The organism is Bradyrhizobium sp. ISRA430 (assembly GCF_029909975.1).
Classification (GTDB): domain Bacteria; phylum Pseudomonadota; class Alphaproteobacteria; order Rhizobiales; family Xanthobacteraceae; genus Bradyrhizobium.
Map to the genome: position 1 here is coordinate 2,109,685 of NZ_CP094516.1, position 24,492 is coordinate 2,134,176.

The 24,492-nt window shown below is 62.8% G+C and carries 8 protein-coding genes; 5 read left to right on the forward strand and 3 right to left on the reverse strand.

Going from position 1 to position 24,492, the window contains the following annotated elements:
- Positions 1–48: 48 nt before the first annotated feature.
- Positions 49–1,221 carry an ROK family protein gene (locus MTX21_RS10580; RefSeq protein WP_280964742.1) on the reverse strand — a complete coding sequence of 391 codons (1,173 nt, stop codon included), beginning with the start codon at positions 1,219–1,221 and terminating at the stop codon, positions 49–51.
- Positions 1,222–2,961: 1,740 nt separating this feature from the next.
- Here MTX21_RS10580 and MTX21_RS10585 point away from each other — a divergent pair.
- The 4 genes from MTX21_RS10585 (at position 2,962) to MTX21_RS10600 (ending at position 9,591) form a co-directional block, all read left to right on the forward strand.
- Positions 2,962–4,635, forward strand: a complete 1,674-nt coding sequence (locus MTX21_RS10585; RefSeq protein ID WP_280964743.1) for a TolC family outer membrane protein — start codon at positions 2,962–2,964, stop codon at positions 4,633–4,635.
- A 245-nt stretch (positions 4,636–4,880) separates the two neighbouring features.
- Entirely contained in the window at positions 4,881–7,091 is a 2,211-nt protein-coding gene (locus MTX21_RS10590) for a type I secretion system permease/ATPase (RefSeq protein WP_280971375.1), read from the forward strand.
- A gap of 4 nt (positions 7,092–7,095) precedes the next feature.
- Positions 7,096–8,349: an HlyD family type I secretion periplasmic adaptor subunit gene (locus MTX21_RS10595; protein ID WP_280964745.1), complete on the forward strand. Its 1,254-nt coding sequence runs from the start codon at positions 7,096–7,098 to the stop codon at positions 8,347–8,349.
- Positions 8,350–8,574: 225 nt separating this feature from the next.
- Positions 8,575–9,591, forward strand: a complete 1,017-nt coding sequence (locus MTX21_RS10600) for a transglutaminase-like cysteine peptidase (RefSeq protein WP_280964746.1) — start codon at positions 8,575–8,577, stop codon at positions 9,589–9,591.
- 102 nt (positions 9,592–9,693) lie between these two features.
- Here MTX21_RS10600 and MTX21_RS10605 read toward each other — a convergent pair whose 3' ends face one another.
- Positions 9,694–20,667 carry a DUF5801 repeats-in-toxin domain-containing protein gene (locus MTX21_RS10605; RefSeq protein WP_280964747.1) on the reverse strand — a complete coding sequence of 3,658 codons (10,974 nt, stop codon included), beginning with the start codon at positions 20,665–20,667 and terminating at the stop codon, positions 9,694–9,696.
- Positions 20,668–20,902: 235 nt separating this feature from the next.
- Here MTX21_RS10605 and MTX21_RS10610 point away from each other — a divergent pair, with 235 nt between their 5' ends.
- A complete protein-coding gene (locus MTX21_RS10610) occupies positions 20,903–21,322 on the forward strand; it encodes a hypothetical protein (protein WP_280964748.1) in 420 nt (139 codons plus the stop codon).
- Between the two features lie 168 nt (positions 21,323–21,490).
- Here the strand turns inward: MTX21_RS10610 and MTX21_RS10615 are convergent, their stop codons facing one another.
- Positions 21,491–24,019: a hypothetical protein gene (locus MTX21_RS10615; protein WP_280964749.1), complete on the reverse strand. Its 2,529-nt coding sequence runs from the start codon at positions 24,017–24,019 to the stop codon at positions 21,491–21,493.
- Positions 24,020–24,492: the final 473 nt, after the last annotated feature.

Genomic DNA, 24,492 nt, shown 5'->3' on the forward strand with positions numbered 1-24,492 from the left:
TCCCGGGTGTGAACTCTGTGGCGCGAAGCCGTGCGGCCTTACGGCATCTCAGGCGGCCTCCGTCGAAGCGGCAGGCATGCCGCCGCGGCAAGCAAGGCAGAAGGCGGCGAACGCCAGTGCAGCCCTTGGATCATTACCGTTCGACGGCGGCACGAAAGCAAGCGACACCTGCGCGAGCTTGCGCCCGCCGAGCAGGCAGGCGTCGATGCCGTCGATCAGGGCCTTTCGATCGTCCTCCGCAAGAAGCGACGGCCAGCCGGAGATCGCCACGCCGCGGCAGGGTTTGACGTTCAGCGTGTTGCCGATCGCGAGGCCAAGCCGGTACAGGCGGTGCCGCAGCTCTTGCCGCACGCGGGGCGACATCGGGATCACGGTCACCCAATCGCTGCCGAGCTGGAGCAGCTCCGGCTCCGACGTGCCGAGAAGCCCGGCCAAGGCGGGAAGCGAAGTATAGGCTTCGACGCAGCCATGATGACCGCAGCGGCAACGCGGCCCGCCCTCGCCGAACACCATGTGGCCGAGCTCGACGGGCTGCAAGGCATCGGCGTCGATCGCGTCGTCCATCCAGGCGCCGGCAACGCCCTGGCCGACGAACACGAACAAATGCGCGCCGCTGAACGGATAGTTTTCCGTGCGGCAGCGATGAAACGTGGCGTGCGCTACGACCGAGTTGGTGAACGCGACCGGCACGTCCGCGAACATCTCGCCAAGCTGGCCGCGAATGCGCCCGACGTCGCAGGGAATGATGGGATTGCCCGATACGCTCAACCGGCCAAGGCCGGGGACGGAGACGCCGATCTGCGACAGCCGGACCCGGCACCGCCGCGTCCAGTCACCCAGCAATGTCAGCGCATCGAGAAACACGCGGTCTACAGATTCAACGGTCGGCGCTTTCGGCAGCGGCAGCCGCTCGGTGTAGTGCAGTTCGCCCGACATTCCGCCGACACCCACACTCAACCGTTGACCCGCGAGCTCGATGGCGGCCAACGCAACCGAACCATCGAAGGATACGAGGCCTGTCGGCCCGCCCACGTAAGGCGCAGGCCGCCGGATCTCTTCGATCAGACCCTCCGCCTTCAGGTCAAACAGGATGCGCGACAGGCTCGCCTCGGATAGGCGCACTGCCTTGGCCAGAGGTGGCCGAAACATGCCGCCCGATTGAAGCAGATGCCCCAAGATGGCCGCACGCGTCTGCCGCCGACTTCTCGGCTGCTCAGACATTTCCGTCCCTGTCCTAATTCTTACTTAGTGTAAGAATTTGCGCGCGGACCATTTCTCCTGTCAAGGCGTTTGCCTGTCCAGCGCGAGACCTTGCTGTTGTGCGTAGCAGCAAGACCGGATTTGTTCAGAGCTGCCGGCCCCTTGCATAGAACTCTTCAAGATAACTCCAAACGATCTCATCCAGGACCTCAGCACGGGGTCCGTGGCGATGAGGGTCTTGGCCAAATTACGCCTGGGGTTATCGACGAGCGCAAAAGCGCTCGCGCGGGGGGTCCTTGCTTTCGCCAGGACGACGTTGGGGAGGTATGGCGCACGCTCTCTCCACATCGTCATTGCGAGCGCAGCGAAGCAATCCAGACTATCGTCGCGGCGGGATTCTGGATTGCTTCGCTGCGCTCGCAATGACGGATTAAGGTGCGGTGTAACGACTAGTCCAACTCACGATCAAATCGCATCCAACCGCAGACACACCTTCGCCATCCCGCGGCGGATTTCGCCCGAGCTTTGCTTCATCTCGTCACCCCCTTCTAGCCAAGAGGGCGCAGGGAAGGCCGGGTGCCGGCTGGCACCCATAGGTCCGCTGTGCGCATGTAGCGCAAAGGAGATGCACAGCGGCAAACAGGTGAAGCCCAACACACGGCCTTCCCTGCGCAGTGGTTTGACGGCTTATGCCGTGCTCTCCCGGGAGCCGATTTCCCTCTGGCCTCCCTCGCTCCCTGCAAATTGACGGTGCCGTCCGCCCGGTTGGGCTCGCGTGCACCTTCGCTAGAGCTTGACCGTAGCAACGACGGTCAGGACCACACGGTTTTGCCGTACGCGCGTTCGCTGATCGCCACAGGGTTCGAGGGCGCCGTGCACGTAGCCATCGAAATGTTGGCGAGACGAACCCTACAGCGCCGCTCATCCGCACGCAGCCACAGGCTCACAGGGACGACCCGCCCTACCCGCGCCTCTCGTGCCGACGCTGCCGCGTCCACCGCAACCCGGCCCGCGCATCGCGACGACGTACGATCGCCCCTCTTGGTGGACCGGGATAGGCGAGACATACGACAAATCCGAATTTCTGTAAAGTCGAATATTTGCGACTGGGAGGCCCTGAGGTGGCCCCGACGGACAGGTAAGGAATATTGGCATAATCGCTATGCGCGGCGAACGATGCGAGCCGGATCGAATTGCTTCGATCACGCTACAGGCGCATCAGCACTGAAAAGCAGTTTCGACAACAGCGAGGGCACAGCCAATGACGACCAATAACAACATGGCTCCTAGGACTCACCGGCAGTATGCGCCGGGTACCACCCGAGAGAGTTCCGACAATGCGGTGGTGGTAGCGAGAGAAGCATCACGGGCTACGGAGCAACGGTATTCATTCCTAGCTGGGCCAATCTCTTACCACTTGCAGCATTTGGAATGCCCGCTCTGATCCACGATCAGCGCGCAAATATTTTCTTTTTAGATCAATAGCTTATGGGATTTATCATTCAGCGCAAGAGAATCAATGGAATCCTGGTCGGCGCGGCAGATTGGATGAAGTCATAAAGTTGCCGTGCGCCACCTCTCCGGTAATGAGGTATCATACAACCAACCAGGCGTCTCCGACGTGGCAAAAATGCGACAATCCCGCCCCATTTGCGCAACTTTTACGCGTTCGGCCTAGATTATCGCGTCAGTCCCTGCAAAGCTTACCTGCATTTCCAGGGGCCCCGCGTCCGTAGAAGGCGGCGGCGGGTGGAGGTTAAATTGTTTGGGCGCATTCTCATTTCCGGTGCATTGTTTCTCGTCCCATGCGGCAGCGCGTTGGCGGAGCAGTTCTCGATCAACGATGCCTTGAAGCAGGCGGTACACACCAATCCGGGGGTCGGCGAAGCGACTGCCAATCGTCGGGCGACCGAGAGTGAGCTTCGACAGACCCAGAGCACACTGCTTCCGCAAGTCCGCGTCGAAGCCCGGTGGGGGCCCGAGAAATTCGACCAGAGCGCTGCCGTGGCAAGCGGTACCGCCCTACCCATTCCGGTGGCCGGAAATGGTGCGTGGCGAAACGGATCGCAGGAATCCGTCGTCGTCCGGCAGATCCTGTTCGACGGCTTCGCATCGATCCAGGACATCTGGCGACAGACGGCCCGCGTGAACGCGGCGGCTTTCCGCGTGCGTGAGCGGACAGAATTGATCGCGCTGGACGCGGCGGAAGCCTATGTCGACGTCACGCGCTATCTGCGACTGGTCACGCTCGGCGAGCAGAACGTCGCCACCCACGAGAAGATCTTCTCCAACGTCAACGCCCGCTTTGCCGGTGGACGCGCCGGCGAAGGTGATCTCGAACAGGCGCGCGAACGCGTTGATGCTGCGCGAGCGACGCTCATCGAATTCCGCCGGAGCCTGGAGGAAGCCCGCGCCAAGTACCGCAAGGTCGTGGGACTTGAACCCATCAACGTTCGCTTCCCGGCGCCGTTGGGCGGCATGCCATCGACCCGCGACGAGGCCCTTGCAACCACGGTCCGCTTCAACCCCACCATTCAGGCCGCACAGGCCGACGCCGACGCCGCAAAGCACGCGTTTCGTGTGACGGACGGCGCTTTCGTTCCGACCTTCTCGCTCGAGGGCCGGGCGACGCATAACGACAACACCTATCCTTACCTCGGTGTCACTCACGACGATTACAGCGGCAAGGTTGTCATGTCCTGGGATATCTTCCGGGGCGGTCAGGATGTCTGGCGGCGGTCCGAGATGGCCGAACGCTATGTCGAGACGACCGCGCGACATGCACGACTGCAGCGTGATGCCATCGAGTCCATCGACAAGGCCTGGGCCGCACGCACGGTCACCGCAACACGGATCACGGCGCTGCTGCGGCAACTCGAGGCTGATCGGAAGACCATTGCGGCGTTCCAGAAGGAATATGAGCTCGGCCAGCGCTCGCTGATCGATCTCTTGAATGCCCAGAACCAGTATTTCAACACGCTGGTTTCGTTGACCTCGGCGCGCGGCGTCGTGGTGTTCGCCGACTACCAACTCCTGGCGGCCATGGGTACACTGCTCGAGTACCTGAAGGCTCCGCCGCCGGTTGATGCGGCACCGGTGGATCTCGGGATTTTCGGCACCCCGGACTACAAGGCACCCACGCTGCGCGTGAAGCTGCCCCAGACCGGCTCCGAGCCGCTGAGAGTCCCGGTGCCTGCACCCCAACCGGCTCCGCAGCGCCTGGGCTATGCGAGCGAAACGCCGGAGGCCGATCTGTTCAGGGATAGATGGCAGCGTTGGGCCTATCAGCCGACCATGACGGGAGCATCCGAGTGGCTCACGCAGCAGCGAAGCACCAGTAATCCGCCCGTATTGACCCCCTCCCCCGTCACCGCCTATGCAGCGGACAAGAAGCCGCATTGGTTGGCGACGGCATTCGAGCCGGTTCAGAGATAGCCCCGCCCCCAAGCGAATGGGGTCGGGCCGCGAATGCGCTTGGCACGTTGACCAAGCGGCGTAAGGCGCGCCTGGGATTAACCTTTAGGCGCGCTTTCGCCGATTAACCAAATGATTCCTCTGCGTTTTCCGCTATGGTGGAATGACGGTTCGCTGCTCGCTCCGCATCATTTCATTTTGGGCATTGGCAATTGTTGTTTCAATCATCCGAGTCAAGGCGCGCGCCTGTCCGCCCCGTTGCTGAGGTGACGGCAGCGGCTGAACCCAAGCAAGCAGAAGGTCACCTCGAAAGGGACGACCCACTCGCATCATCGCTGATGTACCTGGCCGCCTATCACGGCCGCGCCGTCACCCGCGAGGCATTGCTGGGCGGCCTCCCGATCCTCGATGGACGGTTGTCGGTCCCGCTCTACGACCGCGCAGCCCGGCGTGCAGGGCTCGAGACCGAAGCCGTCAAGCGGGACATTGTCGACATCCCCGCCCTGGTGCTGCCAGCCGTCCTGATCATGAAGAACGGAACGACGCTGATCCTCCTGGACTTCGACAAGTCCGGAAGCGCCGTCAAAGTCCTCAATCCGTCCGTGAAGCCCCACAGCCCGGAGCTTCACGCGATCCAGACCATCTCGGCCGGCTATACCGGATACGCGTTCTTCGTCAGGGCCGCGGTCGAGAGCAATGCGCGCGCCGTCGCCGCCGGCGATCTGCCGCGAAGTCACTGGTTCTGGTCGACGGCCAAGGTGCATTGGCGCAGCTACGGCCACATTGCGCTCGCCGCCCTCCTCGTCAACATGCTCGCGCTCGCCACGCCGCTGTTCACGATGAGCGTTTACGACCGCGTCGTTCCCAATGGCGCCGTGCCTTCACTGATCGCGCTGTCGGTCGGGATGGGCCTCGCCATCCTGTTCGACTTCGTGCTGCGAACCGTGCGAAGCAAGATGATCGACGTGACCGGCAAGACCATGGACGTGGTGCTGGCTGCGAACATTTTCGAGCACATCATGTCGGTCAAGATGGCGCAGCGGCCGACGTCGGTCGGCATCGTCGCCAACCAGCTCCGCGACTTCGATTCGGTCCGCGAGTTCTTCACCTCGGGCAGCGTGGTTTCGGCGACCGATCTGCTCTTCGCCCTGATCTTCATCGGTGTGCTCTTCACGATCGCGGGTCCGCTTGCCTGGATACCGCTCGCGATGTTGCCGATCATGATCATCATCGGCCTTTTGGTGCAGCGTCCGCTGGATCGCGCCATGAAGCGATTGCAGGCGGAATCGGCGGCGCGGCATGGGGTGCTCGTCGAATCCCTGTCCGGCATCGAGACCGTGCGGGCGACCGGCGCCGAGTCCCGGATGCAAACGGCCTGGGAGCGCTCCGTCGCCGCCACTGCGCGCTCCGGCGAGGATGTGCATTTCTGGGCCTCACTTGCCCTGACCAGCACCAACACCGCCCAGCAGGCGACAAGCCTCCTGCTTGTCGTGATCGGCGTGCTCCTCATTCTGGACGGCAAGCTCTCGATGGGCGCGCTGGTCGCAGCCAACATGCTGGCCGGTCGCGTGCTGGCGCCGATCGCCGGCCTCGCCTCGGTGATCACGCGCGGCACCCAGACGTTGTCGGCACTGAAGTCGATCGACCGCATCATGTCGCTGGAGCGGGAGCGCTCGCCACAGCGCGCCTACGTGTCGCGGAAAATCGACCAGGGGCGCATCAGCTTCGATAACGTCAGCTTCACCTATCCGAATGCACCGGGCAAGGCGCTCGACAAGGTGACGTTCAAGATCGAAAGCGGCGAGCGCGTCGGCATCATCGGGCGCGTCGGATCGGGGAAGACCACGGTTGGCCGGCTCCTGGTGGGCTTCTACGAACCGCAGGAGGGACGGATCCTCGTCGACGGCGTCGACTCGCGACAATACGATCCGGCCGACCTCCGCGCCGGCATCGGCTTTGCGCTGCAGGATACCGATCTCTTTTTCGGCAAGCTGCGCGACAACATCGCCCTCGGCAAGCCCGAGGCGACCGACGAAGAAGTGCTTCATGCCGCCCGTCTGTCCGGAGTGGAAGGCTTCATCGCCGGACATCCAATGGGCTATGACATGCCGATCGCCGAGGGCGGCCGCAGCCTCTCGGGCGGCCAGAAGCAGGCGATCGGACTTGCGCGAGTGCTGATCAGGAATCCGCGCATTCTGTTCATGGACGAGCCGACCGCGCATTTCGACGTGCGCAGCGAAGCCGAATTTCTCGAGCGGCTGAAGGCGATCCATGGCGATCGCATGACCCTGATCATCTCGACGCACCGCCTCTCGCTGCTCAATGCGGTCGACCGGCTGCTGCTGTTCGACAGCGGCCGCCTCATCGCCGACGGCCCGCGCGACAAGGTGCTCGCCCTGCTCCAGGGCAAGCCGAACGGGACATCCGCCGAGAACCCGCCTCACCCCAATTTGTCCCGGGCTCAATCACAGGGCTGAACCCATGGCGTCCTCTGATTTCGCCTTCGCCAATGACGTTCGTGCCGCCGCAATGCTGCGCACGCCGCGAACCTCGCGCATGCTGCTGATGACGTTCCTCGCCATGCTCGTGGTCTTCGTGAGCTGGGCGCATTTTGCCATCCTTGACGAGGTCAAGCGCGGCAACGGCCGCGTCGTGCCGTCGCGGCAGATGCAGGTGGTGCAGAGCCTCGAAGGCGGGATCGTCGGCGAAATCCTCGTGCAGGAGGGAGCGATCGTCCAGCAGGGACAATCCCTGATGCGCATCGACGATACCAAATTCGCTTCCGAATTCGGCGAGATCAGGGAACGGCGCGCTGCGATGGCCGCACGCGTCGCGCGCCTCGAGGCCGAAGCCAGGGGAAAGAGCGAGGTGAGCTTCCCCGATCAACTCGACCAGGTGGTGCCGTCGGCCGTGGCCACGGAAACCAGCGTGTTCAAGATGCGCGCGCAGAAGCTGGCGCAGGACGTCGACGTCCTGAACCAGCAGGTCACCCGCCTGACCGGCACGCTGAAATTGCTGGAGCGGGAGCTGTCGCTGACGCGGAAGCTCTACGAGCAGAAGGTCGTGCCGGAGATCGAGATGTTGCGCCTCGACCGTCAGGCGACGGAGATGAGAGGACAGCTCGCGGAGGCCCAATCCAAGATCGCGAGCACGGTCTCTTCCTTCCGCTCCCAGGCGGATGAGGATCTTGCGAAGTCGAAGGGCGACCTCGCCGTGCTCGATGAAAACATCAAATCGGCGCAGGACCGGGTCCGGCGAACCGACCTGAAGGCGCCGGTGCACGGGATCGTCAACAAGCTGAACGTGACCACCGTGGGCGCGGTCGTGCAGCCCGGCGCCAACGTGATGGACATCGTTCCGCTCGACGATACGCTGCTGGTCGAAGGCCGTATCCGGCCGCAGGATATCGCCTTCATCCGGCCCGGCCAGGACGCCGTGGTGAAGATCTCCGCCTACGACTCGTCCGTTTACGGCTCGTTGAAGGGCAAGGTCGAGCGCATCAGCGCCGATACCATCGTCGACGACAAGGCCGAAAAGACACCGGACCGCCAGGAGAGCTTCTATCGCGTCATGATCCGGACGGAGAAGAACCATCTGGGAACGGACGAGAAGCCACTGCCGATCATTCCCGGCATGGTCACGACGGTCGAAATCCTGACCGGCGAGAAGTCGGTCCTGGATTACATCCTCAAGCCCGCCCGTACCCTGAAGGACGAAGCCCTGCGCGAGCGCTGAGGCCGCGGCAGGGTTAACAGGACGCAAAGGCCAGGGCGACAATTCGCCGACAATTCGCCGGCCGCTCGTAGCGCGCGATTGACCGCCTTTGCGACAATCGCCCCGCCCTCCTCCAGCCTTAACTCCACCTAAGCGTCGCAGACCGCAGTCTCGATCCAACAACAGGATCGGGGCGAGGATCGACGCGATAGACGTTGACGACGCTCCCGGCAGGGGACGTCGTCTATGGCACTGCATTTGGAATTGCAGCGAACAAGCCTGCGCGCGCTCGGCGTGGGGCTGGTTGCGTTGTTCGTGGCCTGCGCAACATCGCCCTCCTCGGCCGATGAGACCATTGCTCCGGACGCTCAGGACAATCTCGCGCCCGGCATTGATGCGGCGGCGCGTCCTCCGGCGACGTTCTTCCGCATCAACGACGTGCTGGCGAAGCTCGATGCCATGCGCGGCAGCGGGCCGAATGCGACCCGCCTTGCGGCGCTGACGCCCTCCAACGTCGCAACCGACGCAGCACCGGAGCCCAAGCAGGCAGCCCCGAAGGGCGACGAGCCATTCGGCCTGTTCACCTTCCGCGCGCCCGACGGGCTGTTGTGGCGCAAGTGGCGGGGGCTCGAGGCCAAACTCGCCAAGGACGCGGAGATGCTGAGGCAGTGCGAGGCCGATGCCGGCAATTGCCCCTCCAACGCCGCGCAATTCCTGCGGCTGATCGGCGCGGTGAAATCCAAATCGGGACGCGAGCGGCTGGACGAGGCCAACCGGGCGGTCAACATGGTTGTCCGTTACGTCAGCGACTTTGCCCAGCACGGCGAAGCCGATCGCTGGAGCTCGCCGCTGGAGACCTTCGCGACGACGAAGGGTGATTGCGAGGACTACGCGATCGCCAAATATGCCGCGCTGCGCGAAGCCGGATTTCCGCGCGAGGATTTGCGGCTCGTGCTGGTCCGTGACCGCGCCGTGCGCCAAGACCACGCCGTGCTCGCCGCGCGCCTCGACGGGCAATGGCTCATTTTGGACAACCGGCGAAACAGCTTGATCGAGGACGGCGAAGCGACGAGCTTCACCCCGCTGTTTGCCATCAATCATGACGGAGTCCACTTGTTCGCAACGCCTTACGCGAAACGGCAGCCGCTCACGGGCGAAATCGCGGCCTCGCCTGCCGCCGAAAGCGGCGATCAGGTCGAATGGACCGGGGACGAGGCGCTCGGCGGCGGCGGCGGCATCGGCTCCTTGCCGCTCTGGATGTGAGGCGGCAGAGACAGACGGACTTGCTGACAGAAAAACGCCGCCGGTGGGTGCCGGCGGCGTTTTCATTTAAACGTGCAGCCTACGTCGCCAGAAGCACCGGGCTCACGCGTGGTGGATCTGACCAGAAGCCAGAGTATTGGCGTTGATGCCCGTCAGAACCAGCATCATGTCGGCGCTTGCAACGTTCTCGGTATTGCCGGTCGCATTGGCGTAGATGACCGTGTCCGCTCCGCTCTGGAAGTAGACGATCGAATGGGCCGCCACAGTCGTCGGAGTCGTGGAGGAAAGCGTCGCATCGTGGGTAATCCCGGAGATGGCCGAGAAATCGATCACGTCCGTGTTGCTGAAGTCCGAGATCACATCGTGCGCCGCAACGGTGCTGTCAGTCGTTGCCAGGTACTTGAATGTGTCATTGCCCGAGCCGCCGGTAAGCTTGTCGGCCCCGCCGTTTCCTGTCAGCGTGTCGTTGCCGGTGCTGCCGGTCAGGGTATCGGCCGACGCGCCGCCGACGAGGTCATTGTTGACTCCCGCAGTACCCGTCAACGAGTGATCGCCATCGACCGTGATGTTGATCGTCCCGGCAGTCGTATCCGAGTCATGGTCGGTCACGGTCACGTTGAAGCTAAGATCCTTCGTTCCGGTGGAAGTGACCGTCGTCTCCTTGGCGAGCGTGACCTTGCCCGCGTCGCCTTCCGAGTAGATTTCCACGTAGTCGATGAACTTCGTTCCTCCGGCTGATGGAATCGTGTTGCCGGAGCTCGACGAGGTGAAACTGCTGGAGGCGAAGCTACCGTCTGTGTAATGAACGACGTAGTCGATCGTTGCCACCTTCGAGAAGGTCAGCGTAATCGACGTGACGTTGGCCTGGCTCGCCGACGGCGGCGAGTACGGACCGCTACCGTCAAAGTCGTTCACCGTTCCGAAGTCGAAACGCATGATATCGCCGGTGCCGATGTTGTTGCTGTCGACACCGAATCCCTGAGATGAACCGTTGATGTTGTGAAGCGAAATATGGTCCGTCGTCGTCGATCCGGTGATGCCGTTCTTCCAGTCGGCAAGCACAAATCCCGCATCGGCGTGCCAACCGCTCAGGAGCGACAGATTGTCCCCCGCTGCTGATGTCAGTTCCAGAAGGCTCTTCGGCCCACTGGCGACTGCTACCGAACCCGCAATGTTGACGCTGTTGAAAGCATCCAGCGGCTGCAGTTCGGTGAACGTGTAAGCGCCGTTCACTGCATCGACCGACAGCGTGAACACGTTGTTGAGCGTATGATCCGAGCCGGTATACGCCACAAGCGTGCTGGGGTTCGCCGAGTCGACATAGTAGTGGACGGCGTTGCCGTTCCAGGTAATGCCCGACGGATCGGCGTTGCCGGCAAGACTCGCCGTCACCGGATGATCGGCGCCGCCATCGACGGCCATCTTTCCGACCAGCGTCAGGTTCGCCTCGTTCGCGATCACGCCGTGATCGATCACGCCGAGGCTCGGTGTGTCGTCGTTGATCGTGAGCGTGAGCGCCTTCGTGGCCGTGGTGCCGTCGAAGTCGGTCAGCGTGACGTTCACGATGCCCGTGGCCGATGAGGTGCCCGCCGCGTGGTCATACGCGGCCGTCTGCTTGAAGGTGTATACGCCGGTGGCTTCGTTCAGCGTCAGCACCCAGGCTGCGGCCGTCAGGGTCAGAATGGTCTGACCCAAACCGTTCGTGCTCGTCGTTGCAGACGCGCTACCCAATCCACCGTCATAGACATAGGAGAACGGCGTCGTCGGATTGGCGCCGTCGCCTCCGAAGTTGAAGCTCATGGTGCCGGATTGCGTCTGCGGCACGAACGCATCGCTGTTCGAGTTGACGACATTGTCGTCGCCCGCCGCGTCGCTCGTCGTCGCCGATGCCGCCACAAGGGTCGGCTGGCTGTTGAAGACGGTGATGGTCAGCGTCGTCACCGACGTATCGCCATCGCCGTCCTTCAGCGTGTAGGAGAACACGTCCGTGCCCGACGCATTCGCGTCGGCGACATAGGTGTAGGAGCCGTCCGAGCCGAGGGTCAGCGTGCCGAACGCCCCGTGAACGCCGGCGCCAACGCCGCTGTTGTTGGTGATCGGTATCGGGTTGTTGCCGGCCTGGACGCCCGAGATCGACGCCCCATCCGCACCCAGCGTATCCGCACCCGAGTTGGTGGTGCCGACCGCAGTGATGACGTTGCCACTGGCAGAGCCGCTGACAGTCGTGTCGGTATCGGCATGCGCCGTCGGCACATCGTCGACGATCCGGATCACCAAGTCGTCATTCGCCGAGGTGCCGCCGATGCCGAACACCGCAAGCGCGATGTGGTCGTTGAACCCGGTGCCGTCGACCGTATCCGGCGGCGCCGGGATCACGTCATTGTCGATCGCCGCCGACAGCGTGTAGCTGAAGCTCACCGTGCCGCCGAAGCTGGTGCCGGTGTAATCCGTCAGCGTGAGCATACCCTCGCCGGTGTTCACCGTGCCGTGGGTCGTGCCGAACGCCTGGATCTCAGCCAGCGTGAACGTCGTGCCGCCGACCAGGATCTCCTTGATCCCGTCCGTCGCCGAGATCGTGAAGCTGCCCGTCGTCGCAGCCGACCCGTCTCCTGCATGCGTCCCATTCGGGCTCAGCCCGGCCTCGTACACCGCGGCATCCGGTCCGGACGCCTGCGCCGTCGTCACCGTGGCGCTGTCGTCCGTGCCCGTGATGTTGATCGTCAACGTCGCCGGCGAGGTGTCGCCGTCGGCATCCTGCATGGTGTAGTGCAGCGTGAAGCTGAGATGATCCGCCGACGTCAGCGCCTGGGTCGCCGCACGGCTGTTGTCCAGCGTGTAGCTCCAGTGCCCGTTGCCGTCCTGCACCAGCGTGCCGTAGGTGTTCAGCGCCGCGATGTCTGCCGCATCCGCCGCACTGCTCCAAGCCACGAGGCTCGCCGGCGCATCCGCACCGGACTGGTCGTTGGTCAGCACGTTGCCCGAGACAGCGTTGCTGGGGCTGTCCTCGACCACCCCGTACGGGCCGTCATTGGCCGCCGTCGGCGTGTCGTCGACGATCCGAACCACCAGGTCGTCATTCGCCGAGGTGCCGCCGATGCCGTGCACCGCAAGCGCGATGTGGTCGCTGAACCCGGTGCCGTCCACCGTGTCCGGCGGCGTCGGGGTCGCGCTGTCATTGTCGATCGTCGCCGACAGCGTGTAGCTGAAGCTCACCATGCCGCCGAAGCTGTCGCCGCTGTAGCCCGTCAGCGTCAGGATACCCTCGCCGGTATTCACCGTGCCATGGGTCGTGCCGAACGCCTGGATCTGGGCGAGCGTGAACGTCGTGCCGGCAACGACGATCTCCTTGATCCCGTCGGTCGCGGAGGTCGCGAAGCTGCCCGTCGTCGTCTCCAGATCGGTTGCCGCTGCAGACCCGTTCGGGCTCAGCCCGGCCTCGTACACCGTGGCATCCGGTCCGGACGCCTGCGCCGTCGTCACCGAAGCGCTGTCGTCCGCACCCGTGATGTTGATCGTCAGCGTCGCCGGCGAGGTGTCGCCATCAGCATCCTGCATCGTGTAGTGCAGCGTGAAGCTGAGATGATCCGCCGACGTCAGCGCCTGCGTTGCCGCACGGCTGTTGTCCAGCGTGTAGCTCCACGTGCCGTCATTGTTCTGCTGCAGCGTGCCGTAGGTGCTCAGCGCGCCAACTGCCGCCGCATCCGCCGCACCGCCCCACGCCACAAAACTCGCCGGCGCATCCGCACCCGACGCGTCGTTGGTCAGCACGTTGCCCGAGACAGCGTTGCTGGCAGCGTCCTCGACCACCCCGTACGGGCCGTCATTGGCCGCCGTCGGCGTGTCGTCGACGATCCGGACCACCAGGTCGTCGCTTCCCGAGGTGCCGCCGATGCCGTGCACCACCAGCGCGATGTGGTCGCTGAACCCGGTACCGTCCACCGTGTCCGGCGGCGTCGGGGTCGCGCTGTCATTGTCGATCGTCGCCGACAGCGTGTAGCTGAAGCTCACCGTGCCGCCGAAGCTGTCGCCGCTGTAGTTCGTCAGCGTCAGGACGCCCTCGCCGGTGTTCACCGTGCCATGGGTCGTGCCGAACGCCTGGATCTCGGCCAGCGTGAACGCCGTGCCGCCGACCACGATCTCCTTGATCCCGTCGGTTGCCGAAATCGCGAAGCCGCCCGTCGTCGTCTCCAGATCGGTTGCCGCTGCAGACCCGTTCGGGCTCAGCCCGGCCTCGTACACCGTGGCATCCGGTCCGGACGCCTGCGCCGTCGTCACCGAAGCGCTGTCGTCCGCACCCGTGATGTTGATCGTCAGCGTCGCCGGCGAGGTGTCGCCGTCGGCGTCCTGCATGGTGTAGTGCAGCGTGAAGCTCAGATGATCCGCCGACGTCAGCGCCTGCGTCGCCGCACGGCTGTTGTCCAGCGTGTAGCTCCAGTGCCCGTTGCCGTCCTGCACCAGCGTGCCGTAGGTGTTCAGCGCCGCGATGTCCGCCGCATCTGCCGCACCGCCCCAAGCCACGAAGCTCGCCGGCGCATCCGCACCCGACGCGTCGTTGGTCAGCACGTTGCCCGAGACAGCGTTGCTGGGGGTGTCCTCGACCACCCCGTACGGGCCGTCATTGGCCGCCGTCGGCACATCGTCCACGATGTTGACCGTGATCGAGCTGATGGCCGAGTCACCATCAACGTCCGTTGCGGTTACGGCAAAGCTCTCGATCAGGCCGTTCGGCCCCTGAATGGGCGCGTGAGTTTCGTTGCTGACCAGCGTGTAGCTGTAGCTGAGGTTGGTGCCGTCGAAGCCGGTAATCGAGAGCGTGTTTCCGAGCGACGTCGTGAACGTGCCGCCGGTGAATACGCCGCCACTGATGACCGTGTGGCCGTCGATGACGAGGCTGTCCAAACCGTCAGCCGCGTTGATTGTGAACGTCCCGCTCTGGGTGAGCGCCGGGGTGTCCGGCGACGAGCCGCCTGGGAGGTTGGCCTCATACACCGTCTCGTCGCCGCTCTGAGCGCCAATGTCCGCGATGCTGACGCCGTGGTCCGAGACGTTGATCGTCAGCTTCGCGGTCGAGAAATCGCCGTCGCCGTCGGTCAGCGTGTAGGTGAACACATCCTTGACGTCGCCCACCGGATTGCCGTTGAAGCGCGTATAGGTGTAGTCGCCGTTTTCGTTGATCACGAGAGTGCCGAACTGGCCGGCGACGGTGAAAACGTGATTGACCGGAGTCGTCACAGCCGTGACGCCATCGACCTCCGTGATCTTCGCACCGTCGGTGCCCACGGTGTCCGCGACGCCATCCGTCGTGTTGGCATCGCCTCCCGCGATGTCGATGCCGGTGATCACGTTGCCTGTGGCGACGAGATCGCCATGAGCGACGCTGTCGAGATCGTTCACCGCAAGCGGTCCGTCGTCCTGGAACTGGATATTCAGGGCGACCGGCGAAACCACACTGGTGGTGTCGCCGTCGAAATCCGTCAGCGAGCCCTTGAGGTGCAGGTCGGCCGTGACGGTCGCGATGTCGTCGTAGGCTGCCTGGCTCGATCCGGTGAGGTCGTTGTGGATCGCCTGATACTGCGCGATCCACACATATCCGGTGGAGTCGGCGTAGACCCTGAACACCTCGGTCTGGCCGGCCATGCCGACCACGGCGCCGCTCGCCTCGGTGGTCAGCAGGATGTGCGTGCCATCGAGCGTGGTCAGGCCGGATTCAAGGCCGGTAATCGCGTTGCCGTTCTTGTCGGTGATGGCAAACGAATAGGTACCGGGCTCGTCGGCGCCCACCTTGCCGGTGAACAACGAGCCGGAATCGAGCACGCTGGTCGCGGACTTGGCATATCCGATGGCGCCTGCCTCGAAGATCGCGGCGGGCGGCGCGTCGGAAGTGTCATTGGCGGGATTCGGATCGGCCGTCGTATTGACACCCGCACTCTCGTCCTCGCTGACCTTGAAGGTCTCGATGACGGTCGTGACCGTGGTGATGGTCGACTCGATGCCGTAGACCTTGAACGAATTGCCGTCGGTCAGCGTCTGCGGATTGCCATTGGCGCTGCTGTCGAACTGGAAATTGTCGTAATTGCCGACGTTTAGCGTATCGAACTGCGTCGCTCCGATGACCTTGACCGTCGAGAGGTCCTGCACGCCGTCCAGCACATAGCCGATTTGCACGTGCGTGGTGCTGTCGAACACAGCGGTTGCGGTGACGGGCGAACCGTCAACCGTGAAGGTCAGGTTGACGAATTGGCCGCCTTCCGTCGCCGAGATGAAGACGACCGCGGTCTCGACGCCCTGCGCTTCCGCCACGTCGATCGAGAACGACGCCGTGTTGACGGAGTAGGCCGACCCGTGGCTAACGGTCGGAGTCTGCGGATTCCCGGTGATCGAGACGTTCTCGAAGAACGCCATCGTCAGGATTTCGGGCCCTGACAGCGGCTTGGTGCTGTAGCCGTCGATGATCTGGCCGTCGCCGACACCGATCTTGCTGCCCGTGGTGTTGACGGAGTCGTCCTTGTCGTTGAGATCGACGCCGGTCAGAATGATGTCGTGATTGTCCTGACCGTCCATGGCGCGGATGTCGGTGTTGCCGGCCTGGAGCGTGTAGGTGAAGGTGTCCGTTGTCGTGACTTCCGTCTCGGTTGGCGCGCGCGCCGTGATGACGGGAATGTCGTCGAGCACGGTGACCGTGAAGGTCCCGGTCCCGAGTGGAATGCTGTCGCCGTCGCCGTCCGTTGCGATCACGTAGGACGAGAGATCGATGACCTCAGTGTTCTCGGTATTGTCGCCGGCGAGCCCATTGAGCGTCGGATGATCGATCTGGTCGTGCAGCGCGAACACATAGGAGCCGTCCGAACCGACCGTGAGCGTAAAGACTTCGCGATCGTTCGAATCGAATCCCGGCGTGCCGCTCTCGACATAGCCGTGCAGGCCGTTCGCATCGGTCACGATGAGGATGTGATCGCCCTTCGACGTCAGCCCGCTGTCCTGCGGACCAAACATGGTCTTCAGGCCGAAACTGCCGAAGCCGTCGGCGCCGAAATTCACCAGCGTGTCAAGCTTGCCGTAGGTGGCCGAGGTCGCGACAGCCGAGTTGGTGCCCTGCACTTCACCGGGCAGCAGAGGTGAATGATCCGGATTGGAATTGGACAGGTCCGTAGGAGTGTGGAGACCGTCCTCGTCGACATTGGCGTTGATCGACGTTTGGGAAATCAGCGTCGGACCGTCGTCCCTGAAGTGGATCGTGCCCGAGATGTCTGCCGATGCGGACGCCGTGTCGCCGTCGCCGTCCTTGATCGTCACGACGGCCGAAATCGAGCCCGATGCGAGCGAGATTGTGTCGTTCGGGTTGGAGCTGCTCGGGTGATAGAGCGAGAGATATTCGACGACCGACACCTTGCCGGTCGAAGGATCGATCGAGACCGCGAATGCCGCCTGCCCTTCAAGATCACCGGAATCGACGCGGCCGACGATCCAGCTGTTGCCGGACCCGTCGCTCTCCGCATGAAGGCTGATCGCCGTTCCGTCGGTCAACTTCACGCCGGAGACGGACGAATTGAGGTGCAGCGAATAGCTCACCGGCGTCGTCGGATCGGGCCCGTCGACACCAAAATACGGCAGGAAGCTCAGTGCCGCGCTGCTGCTGGTCGCATAGGCAAGCACCGGTCCGGGCTCATCCGGATCATTGCCCGGATTGGCCACGTTATCGAAGACGTGCAACGGGCCAGTAACGTCGTTGGCCTGGTTGCTGGGGGTCTCGTCCGCGGTCACCCCGAAATCGCGGGTGACGGAAGCCGCCACCAGCGGTCCGTCGTCTTCGAACTGAATGTCACCGGAAATGTTGGCCGACGCCGAGGCGTGATCCCCGTCGCCATCGGTGACCGTGACGGTCGCCTTGACCTGACCGAGCGCGTTTGCCAGCGAGACCGCCTCATCGGAATCGACGCCGACATCGGCGCTGTCCTGGTGAAGCGAAACGTATTGGACGACGGACACCTTGCCGCTGACCGGATCGATAGCGATCGCGAATGCGGCCGGATCGCTGCCGGTGTTGGTCACGTCGGAGCCTGAATCGGATCCGTCGTAACGGCCGACGATCAGGCCGTTCTCCAGGAACAGGAAGATCTCCTTCCCTTCCGTCGTGGTGATGTTGGAATCGACCGGACCGGTCGTGCTGTTGCCCTGCGTATCGGTGAGCGTCAGCGAGAACACCTGGGCGCCCGTCTTGGCTGCGCCGTCGGTGCCGTAGTCCACATTGTTGATGGTGAGCGCCGCGACGGTGCTCTGCGCATAGCCCAGCGGAAGACCGAAGAGGCCCTGCGGGTCGTGCCCCGGATTGGCGACCCCGTTGAAGACAGACGTGAACAGAATATCGTTGTCGTCGCCGAATGGCGGGCTCTGCAGAAACAGAGTTTCGTCGTGAACGACCTGAAAGCCTTGCATCTCCGACGCCGTGACGGTCGGACCGTCGTCGTCGAAGGCGATGAACGATTTCTCGTTGCCGATCAGCGTGACCTGAACCGACGAGCTGGTCTGGTCGCCATCGCCGTCCGTCGCAGTGGTCGTGAGCTCAAGCTTGAGCGTCCCGTTCCCGGCCATGTGCAGGATCGCCTGCTCATCGAACAGGGACGGATTCTCCGAGCCGCCATTGTCGATCGGCAGGAACTGGTCGACGGTGATTTTCGCCGTGGCGGGATCGCTTGCATTCTCCAGCGTGATGCGGAAGGCAACATATTCGTCGCCGTTATTCGCGATGCCGTCGCCGACAATGCGCCCTTCGATCGTGTTGTCGTCGACCTGAACGAGCACGATGGCGCGCTGTGCCGCCGTGAGGTTCTCGAGCGGCGTGCCGACCAGCGCGGTCGCAGTCAAGTTCGTACCGGCCGTCTCGCTCGAAAGCACCAGCGTGAGAACGTTGCTGATACCACCGCCGGCGCCCGGACCATCCGTTCCGAAGTCGACGATGGCCATGTCGAACAGATCCGCGATATCACCCGCGGGGGTCGACAGTTCGCCGATGGCCTGTTCCTGGGTGGGATTGGTCGCGACGGTGACGATGGTGACACCCGTATCATCGGCCGTGCCGTTCGGCAGACCGCCGCCTGACTCGGATTCGCCGACGTTGTAGGTGTCGTGCTGCGGGCCGTCGCCGTGGCCGATGGTTTCGTCGAGATTGAGCCGGTCAAGATTCGACGGATGTTCGCCCTCTTCCCGCGTGATCGTCGGACCGTCGTCGTCGAAGGCGACGAATGAATTCTCGCTGCCGATCAGGTTGACCTGGGTCGTCGAGCTGGCATGGTCGCCATCGCCATCGGTGACTGTCGTCGTGAGTTGCAGGTCGAGCGTGCCGGCGCCGGTGAGCTGGAGGAGCGTCTGCTCGTCGAACAGCGATGTATCGCCGTGATCGATCGCCAGGAACTGGTCGACGGTGACGTGCGCCGTCGCAGGATCGTTGGCGTTTTCCAGGGTGATGCGGAACGCGACGTACTCGTCGCCATTGTTGGCGACGCCGTCGCCGACGATACGTCCCTCGATCGTGGTATCGTTGACCTGGACCAGCACGATGGATCGGGCCGCTGCGTCGAGGCCTTCCAGCGGAGTATTGGCAAGCGCCGTCGCGGTCAGGTTCGTGCCGACGGTCGCGCTCGACAGCACCAGCTTCATGACGTTGCTGATGCCGCCGTCCGGACCGGGACCATCCGTTCCGAAATCGACGAGCGCCGCGGGGAAGAGATTGATGAGCCCGCCAGCGGGCGTCGACAACTCCCCGATCGCCTGGGCCTGCGTCGGTGCAGTCGACACCGTGATGGTGGTCACCCCGGTGTCGTCCAGAGTGCCGTTCGGAAAGCCACCGTTCGATTCTGTTTCGCCGGTGTTGTAGGTGTCGGGCTGCGGGCTATCGCCGTGCCCAATCGTCTCGTCGAGATTCAACACCCCGAGGGAAGGCATTTCGCTGCCCTCGCCGCGCGTGACGGTCGGACCGTCGTCGAGGAAAGACACGCCGAGCGAACCGGTCGAAACCGCAGTGGCCGTGTTGCCGCTGCCGTCCGTCACCGTCTGCTGCACGAACACGACGTCGGCAAGCTGGGCGCCTTCGCTCGTGTCGGGTTCGGACGCGGTACCGTGCTTGATGGCTTCATACTGAGCCACGTCAAGCTTGAAGGTCACGGGATCGAGATAGAGCTCGAAAGCGATCGCACCGTTCGCATCTGCCGCACCACCGGCGGTGCCCTCGCGGCCGACGACGAGATTGCCTTCGGTGAACAGGAAGATTGCGTGGCCGGTCACCGTGGCCTGCAGACCGGAATCGACGCCCGCGAACGCCGCGCCGGTCGACGTCGTCAGTGCATAGGTGATCGTTCCAGTGCCGCCGCTCCCGAAACTGGCGCTCGACGATGCGATCTCCGAAACGGCGCTCTCGGCCCATCCGATCAATCCGACGGGAGAGAAGACCGCAGGCAATGCGGCAATGGCCCGATCGTTGGCGCCGTTGAGGGTCTGCACGTCGACGGTTTCGTCGTGGATGACTATCGTGCCCGAAAGCGTGAAGCCAGCGCTCGGCGGAATCGTTGTAGGCAGTGCCGTGAATGTCTCCGGACCGAGGGCGAAATTGCCGAGCTCTTCCTGACCCAGCAGGTCGAGCGGATTGCCCGCAACCAACGGATCGACGGCGCTGCCGGTGAAGTGGGCGCCGCTTGCTTGCGCGTTGCCGTTGCCGTCGCCGGCTGCGGGCAGCACTGACTGATCCGTCGTGATCGGGAAGAGGCTTGCGAACTCCTGCACGTTGACATCGCGCCCGGGCGCGAGCTCGATCGACAGGAGCCCGCCATCGTCATGCCGGGAGTCGAAGACGGGATCGACCGTGACCGTCGACTGGTTGTCGAACAGAATGATCAGCTTCTCGCCGACATGGACGAGCGTGATCTTCTCATTCGCGATTGCCGAAAAATCGAGCTTGACCTTCTGGTCATACCCAAGATGCACGACCACCGCCTGATCTGTCAGCGGCTTCGATAGCGAGAAAGTTCGAACTGGGGTGGAATTGGTCGGAACAGCGGAACCGGTGGCCTGAAATTGAGCATTCATTAATTGCCCCTGCCAAACACTCTGTGCGCTTGAAAAACAGAAAGTAAGCCGAAAAACTTAGGTATTAAGCTATTGTTAACTGCATCAGCGGTCAACGAAATCAACTAGTTAACGAAGACTTTTTGGTCGACCGTGGTAAATTGGTTGATATGGGTGAGCGTCGCCCGAAAAGGCATTAGAAATGAATATCTTGCCGCGAATTGATCGGAAAAGTTGCACCAAATCGGGAGCGACAATGAAGGTACTATTGTCCGCCGTCGTCGTAATGCTGTGTGGATTCGCCACGCCGGCACGGACCCAGGATGCACCCGCTCCGGTCGAGCGAACGGTCAAATCGGCGCCCAACAGGGACACGCGAATCGGCGTCTACATCAACGTGCTGCCGGACTGCACGTCAGGGCCCCTCCCCACGATCCGCCTGGTCAATCCGCCCGTATCCGGAAAGGTGACCGTCAAGTCGGCGAAGGTGAAAGCGACCAACTACAAATCTTGCCTCGCGCTGGAGGTGCCGGCCTACGTCGCGTTCTACAAGTCGCAGCCCGACTTCATCGGCGACGACGTGCTGACGATCGAGGTCAAATATGCCGGCGGCCGAACGGAAATTCAGAAGATCACGGTCAACGTGACCGGTCCGGGCACGCAGCAGAAGATTTAGGTGGGGGCGGACCTACCGCGCGCAGGTGCCAGTAGGGCCTGATCTCGCCCACGGCGTAGCGCGTAGACGCGCATCGCTAACAGCAAAAATCCGGCCGGGTATATTCCCGGCCGGACTTTCTTGCGAACCATCGAGCTGGCCGCATCGATCAGTCAGCGTCCCCTCCGCTTACGCGTGCAGGGCGAAGTCGTTCGAGCTCAAAGTACCCGAGACATTGGTCAGGTGAATTTCCATCACGTGAGCTCCGGACGTGGCGTCCTCGCTGCCACTGCCGACGTTAGCGTAGATGGTGGCGTTGCTGCCATTCTGCACGAACTCTACATGTCCCGCCGCCAAGGTCGAATTGAAGGTGGTATCGACAGCGGTCAACCCGAGACCATTCAGGAAGCTAATCGTGTCGCTTCCATGCGTGAAGTCGATGATCGTGTCCGACGCGCTATGGGTCGAGTCGACAAGAGCGGTAAAGACGAAGTTGTCATTGCCGTTGCCACCCGCCATCAAGTCAGCGCCACCGAGACCCTTGATGGTGTCGTTTCCAGATCCGCCAAGGATGTAGTCGACGCCAGCGCTGCCGGTCAGGCCGTCGGCGCCGTTTTGTCCAGCCTCAATATTGTTGGTGGGAGAAAGTACGTAGGCCGTTGAAGGCGGTACAGACGGCATGGTATCGCCCGAAGGCGTGTTTGTGCCGAGCAGCAGGGTAAACTCGACGGTGGTCGACGTGCCATCGGGCGCGTCAGCATCAGTAACTGTCACCTGCAGGTCGTGAGTGCCGGCCGATGCGTTACCTGCAATGAGCAGATTTCCAGCCGAGTCGATGCTGATACCTTGATTATTACTGTTGCTGGCCAGCGACCAGGCGTACGTGTCGGTGCTATCCTTATCGACGGCAACAAAATGACCGAGGCTGTTCCCGGTGTTTCCTGTCTGATCCGGCGCGAACAGGATGTTGGTCGGCTTGCCGGTGTCCGCGGCGACATCAAGCGAGCCATCGAGATGGATGGTCACGTACTCGGTCGTCGTGCTGACCGGCGCATACGCGTGCAGCGGATCTGTAATGCTGTAGTCGTTCAACACGACCTGGAAGGTGTCGGACGTATGAACGCCATCGATCTTTGCATCGTCGATCGAATAGTGCCAACTGACCGTGCCCGTGCTGTCATCGACGGTTGCTGTCAGTGTGCCGAGATGATTGGTGTTGTCGATCGACACCGTATGGGTGTCGTGGATATCGGCATCGGTGAACGAGAGCGTGCCATCGGCCGTGAATACCACCGGCGACGTGGTGTCGCTGGTATAAGCGTCGGTGACGGTGGCTTCCGTGTGGTTGCCCGCATCATCGTAGCTCGATGCAAACACCGCCGCATCGTCGGTGCCGGTGATCGTGTACGTGACGGTGATCGGGTCGATGGTGGTCGAGTTGTCACCCGGATGATGCTCAACCAGATTGACCGTAAAGGTCTCGACCTTGGTTTCGCCCTGACCGAGGTAATTGATCAAGCTGTCGGCCACCGAATACGAAAGATCGATCTCACCAACCGCACCATTGCCGCTGTCGGTCGCCACGGTCGCCGTCAACGTACCGAGATCGCCGGCCGCCGCCACGACGCCTGTGGTCGGGTCAATCGAGTGAGTGTCGGTCCAGTCGGCGTCGGTGAACGCGAGTGTCCCGTTCTCAGTCTCGACTCCCGTGGTGTCATCGCCGGTTGCATTTTCGGTGACCCCGGCCGTCCCAGCGAATGAGACCGGGTGACCGACAACGCCGCTCATGTCGCTCCCGGCCGTCACGACGGCCGCGTCATTGGTGCCGGTGATCGTATAACTTACCGTCGTGGTGTCGGTGGTGGTTGTACCGTCGGGGTGTTTCTCGACAAGATCGACCGTAAAGGTCTCGGTCTTGGTTTCGCCCTGACCGAGATAGTTGATGTCGCTGTCGGCCACCGAATAGGACAGGCTGATCACGCCGGTCGCGCCATTCTGGCTGTCCGTGGTCACGATCGCATCGAGATGACCGAGATTGCCGCTGAGTTCGACTGAAGCCGTATGGCTATCGTGCCAATCGGCGTCAGTGAAGTTCAGCGTACCGATCGAGGTTTCGCTCCCGGTCTCGTCCCCCTGCGCGTCCTCGGTCACCCCGACCGCCGTGAACGGTCCGTTGTCGGGGCCGCTCGTGTTGGTCGCCGCGACGATGACTGCGGCATCGTTGTCGCCCGCAACCTTGATGTCGGCCTGCGCTACGCTGAACGCGCCGTTCGACATGCGGATAATGTAAGTGAACTGACCAAAGTCGATGGTCTCGCCAGCAGAGAGATGCTGCAGAAGAGCAGTGTTCGCCGGGTCCAAAACGAAATTGATGTTGTGTGTGGCGTCGAGCAAGACTTTTCCGGTCATATCCCCGACGGTCGAATGTCCGGTCAGAGACACACTCGATGATCCGGGCAGCGGCGCGGCGAAGTTCGACAGGTCGACGTAGTGCGCCAAATTGCCCTGAACCTGAGCGACGGTGTCGGAGGTGATTCCCATGATCGTGGCGGCCGCTCCGCCACCGTCGTTCGCCAGAATGTTCTCGTTCGGGTCGCTGCCGGTGCTGAGTGACTGCGTTCCGTCGCTCAAATCATCTTCCTGCAGAAGTAGATTGTCGTTCTGCGCCTGCGGGGTGAATTTGACTGCAACCGTCAAACCGCCTTTTGCCGTTCCCATAATTTAACTCCTCAGAGGTGATGCGGCAGCACGCCGGAGCGATGTCGCGAAAAGCGCTCGCCTCGTCGGCTGCTTGAGAGATTTAGTAACGATGAAATTCGCGAGCGCTCGTAGAACCCGGCGCGCCCGCTGCTTGGTCCTTCAATTCTGTCTGTTTGCTGAGAGCGCCCGCCCTATTGAAAATGGATACGATGTTGGACCGACCGACGTGCGCGGCCGTTAAGAGAGAGTGTCTGAAATTTCGAATTTGGAGAACGCGGCACAAGATACGTATCGACGCAGCCGCGACTAACGGCTGGCGAGCGAATGGCTGAACTGGATTGAGCGTACTCACACACCGTCCGTGGACGCGCGGACGTGGAGATAGTGCCGCGAGCACAAATCGCTTCGGCGCCCAAATCAGGCGCGGAAATAAAGTCGCCTCGCGAAGAACGCACCCCAGCCCCACAGCAATCGCTTTAACCAAATATTAG

Coding starts and splice junctions, on each gene's coding strand:
- MTX21_RS10610 (WP_280964748.1), top strand. CDS start 20,903: ATGAAGGTACTATTGTCCGCCGTCGTCGTAATGCTGTGTGGATTCGCC.
- MTX21_RS10615 (WP_280964749.1), bottom strand. CDS start 24,019: ATGGGAACGGCAAAAGGCGGTTTGACGGTTGCAGTCAAATTCACCCCG.
- MTX21_RS10605 (WP_280964747.1), bottom strand. CDS start 20,667: ATGAATGCTCAATTTCAGGCCACCGGTTCCGCTGTTCCGACCAATTCC.
- MTX21_RS10595 (WP_280964745.1), top strand. CDS start 7,096: ATGGCGTCCTCTGATTTCGCCTTCGCCAATGACGTTCGTGCCGCCGCA.
- MTX21_RS10600 (WP_280964746.1), top strand. CDS start 8,575: ATGGCACTGCATTTGGAATTGCAGCGAACAAGCCTGCGCGCGCTCGGC.
- MTX21_RS10580 (WP_280964742.1), bottom strand. CDS start 1,221: ATGTCTGAGCAGCCGAGAAGTCGGCGGCAGACGCGTGCGGCCATCTTG.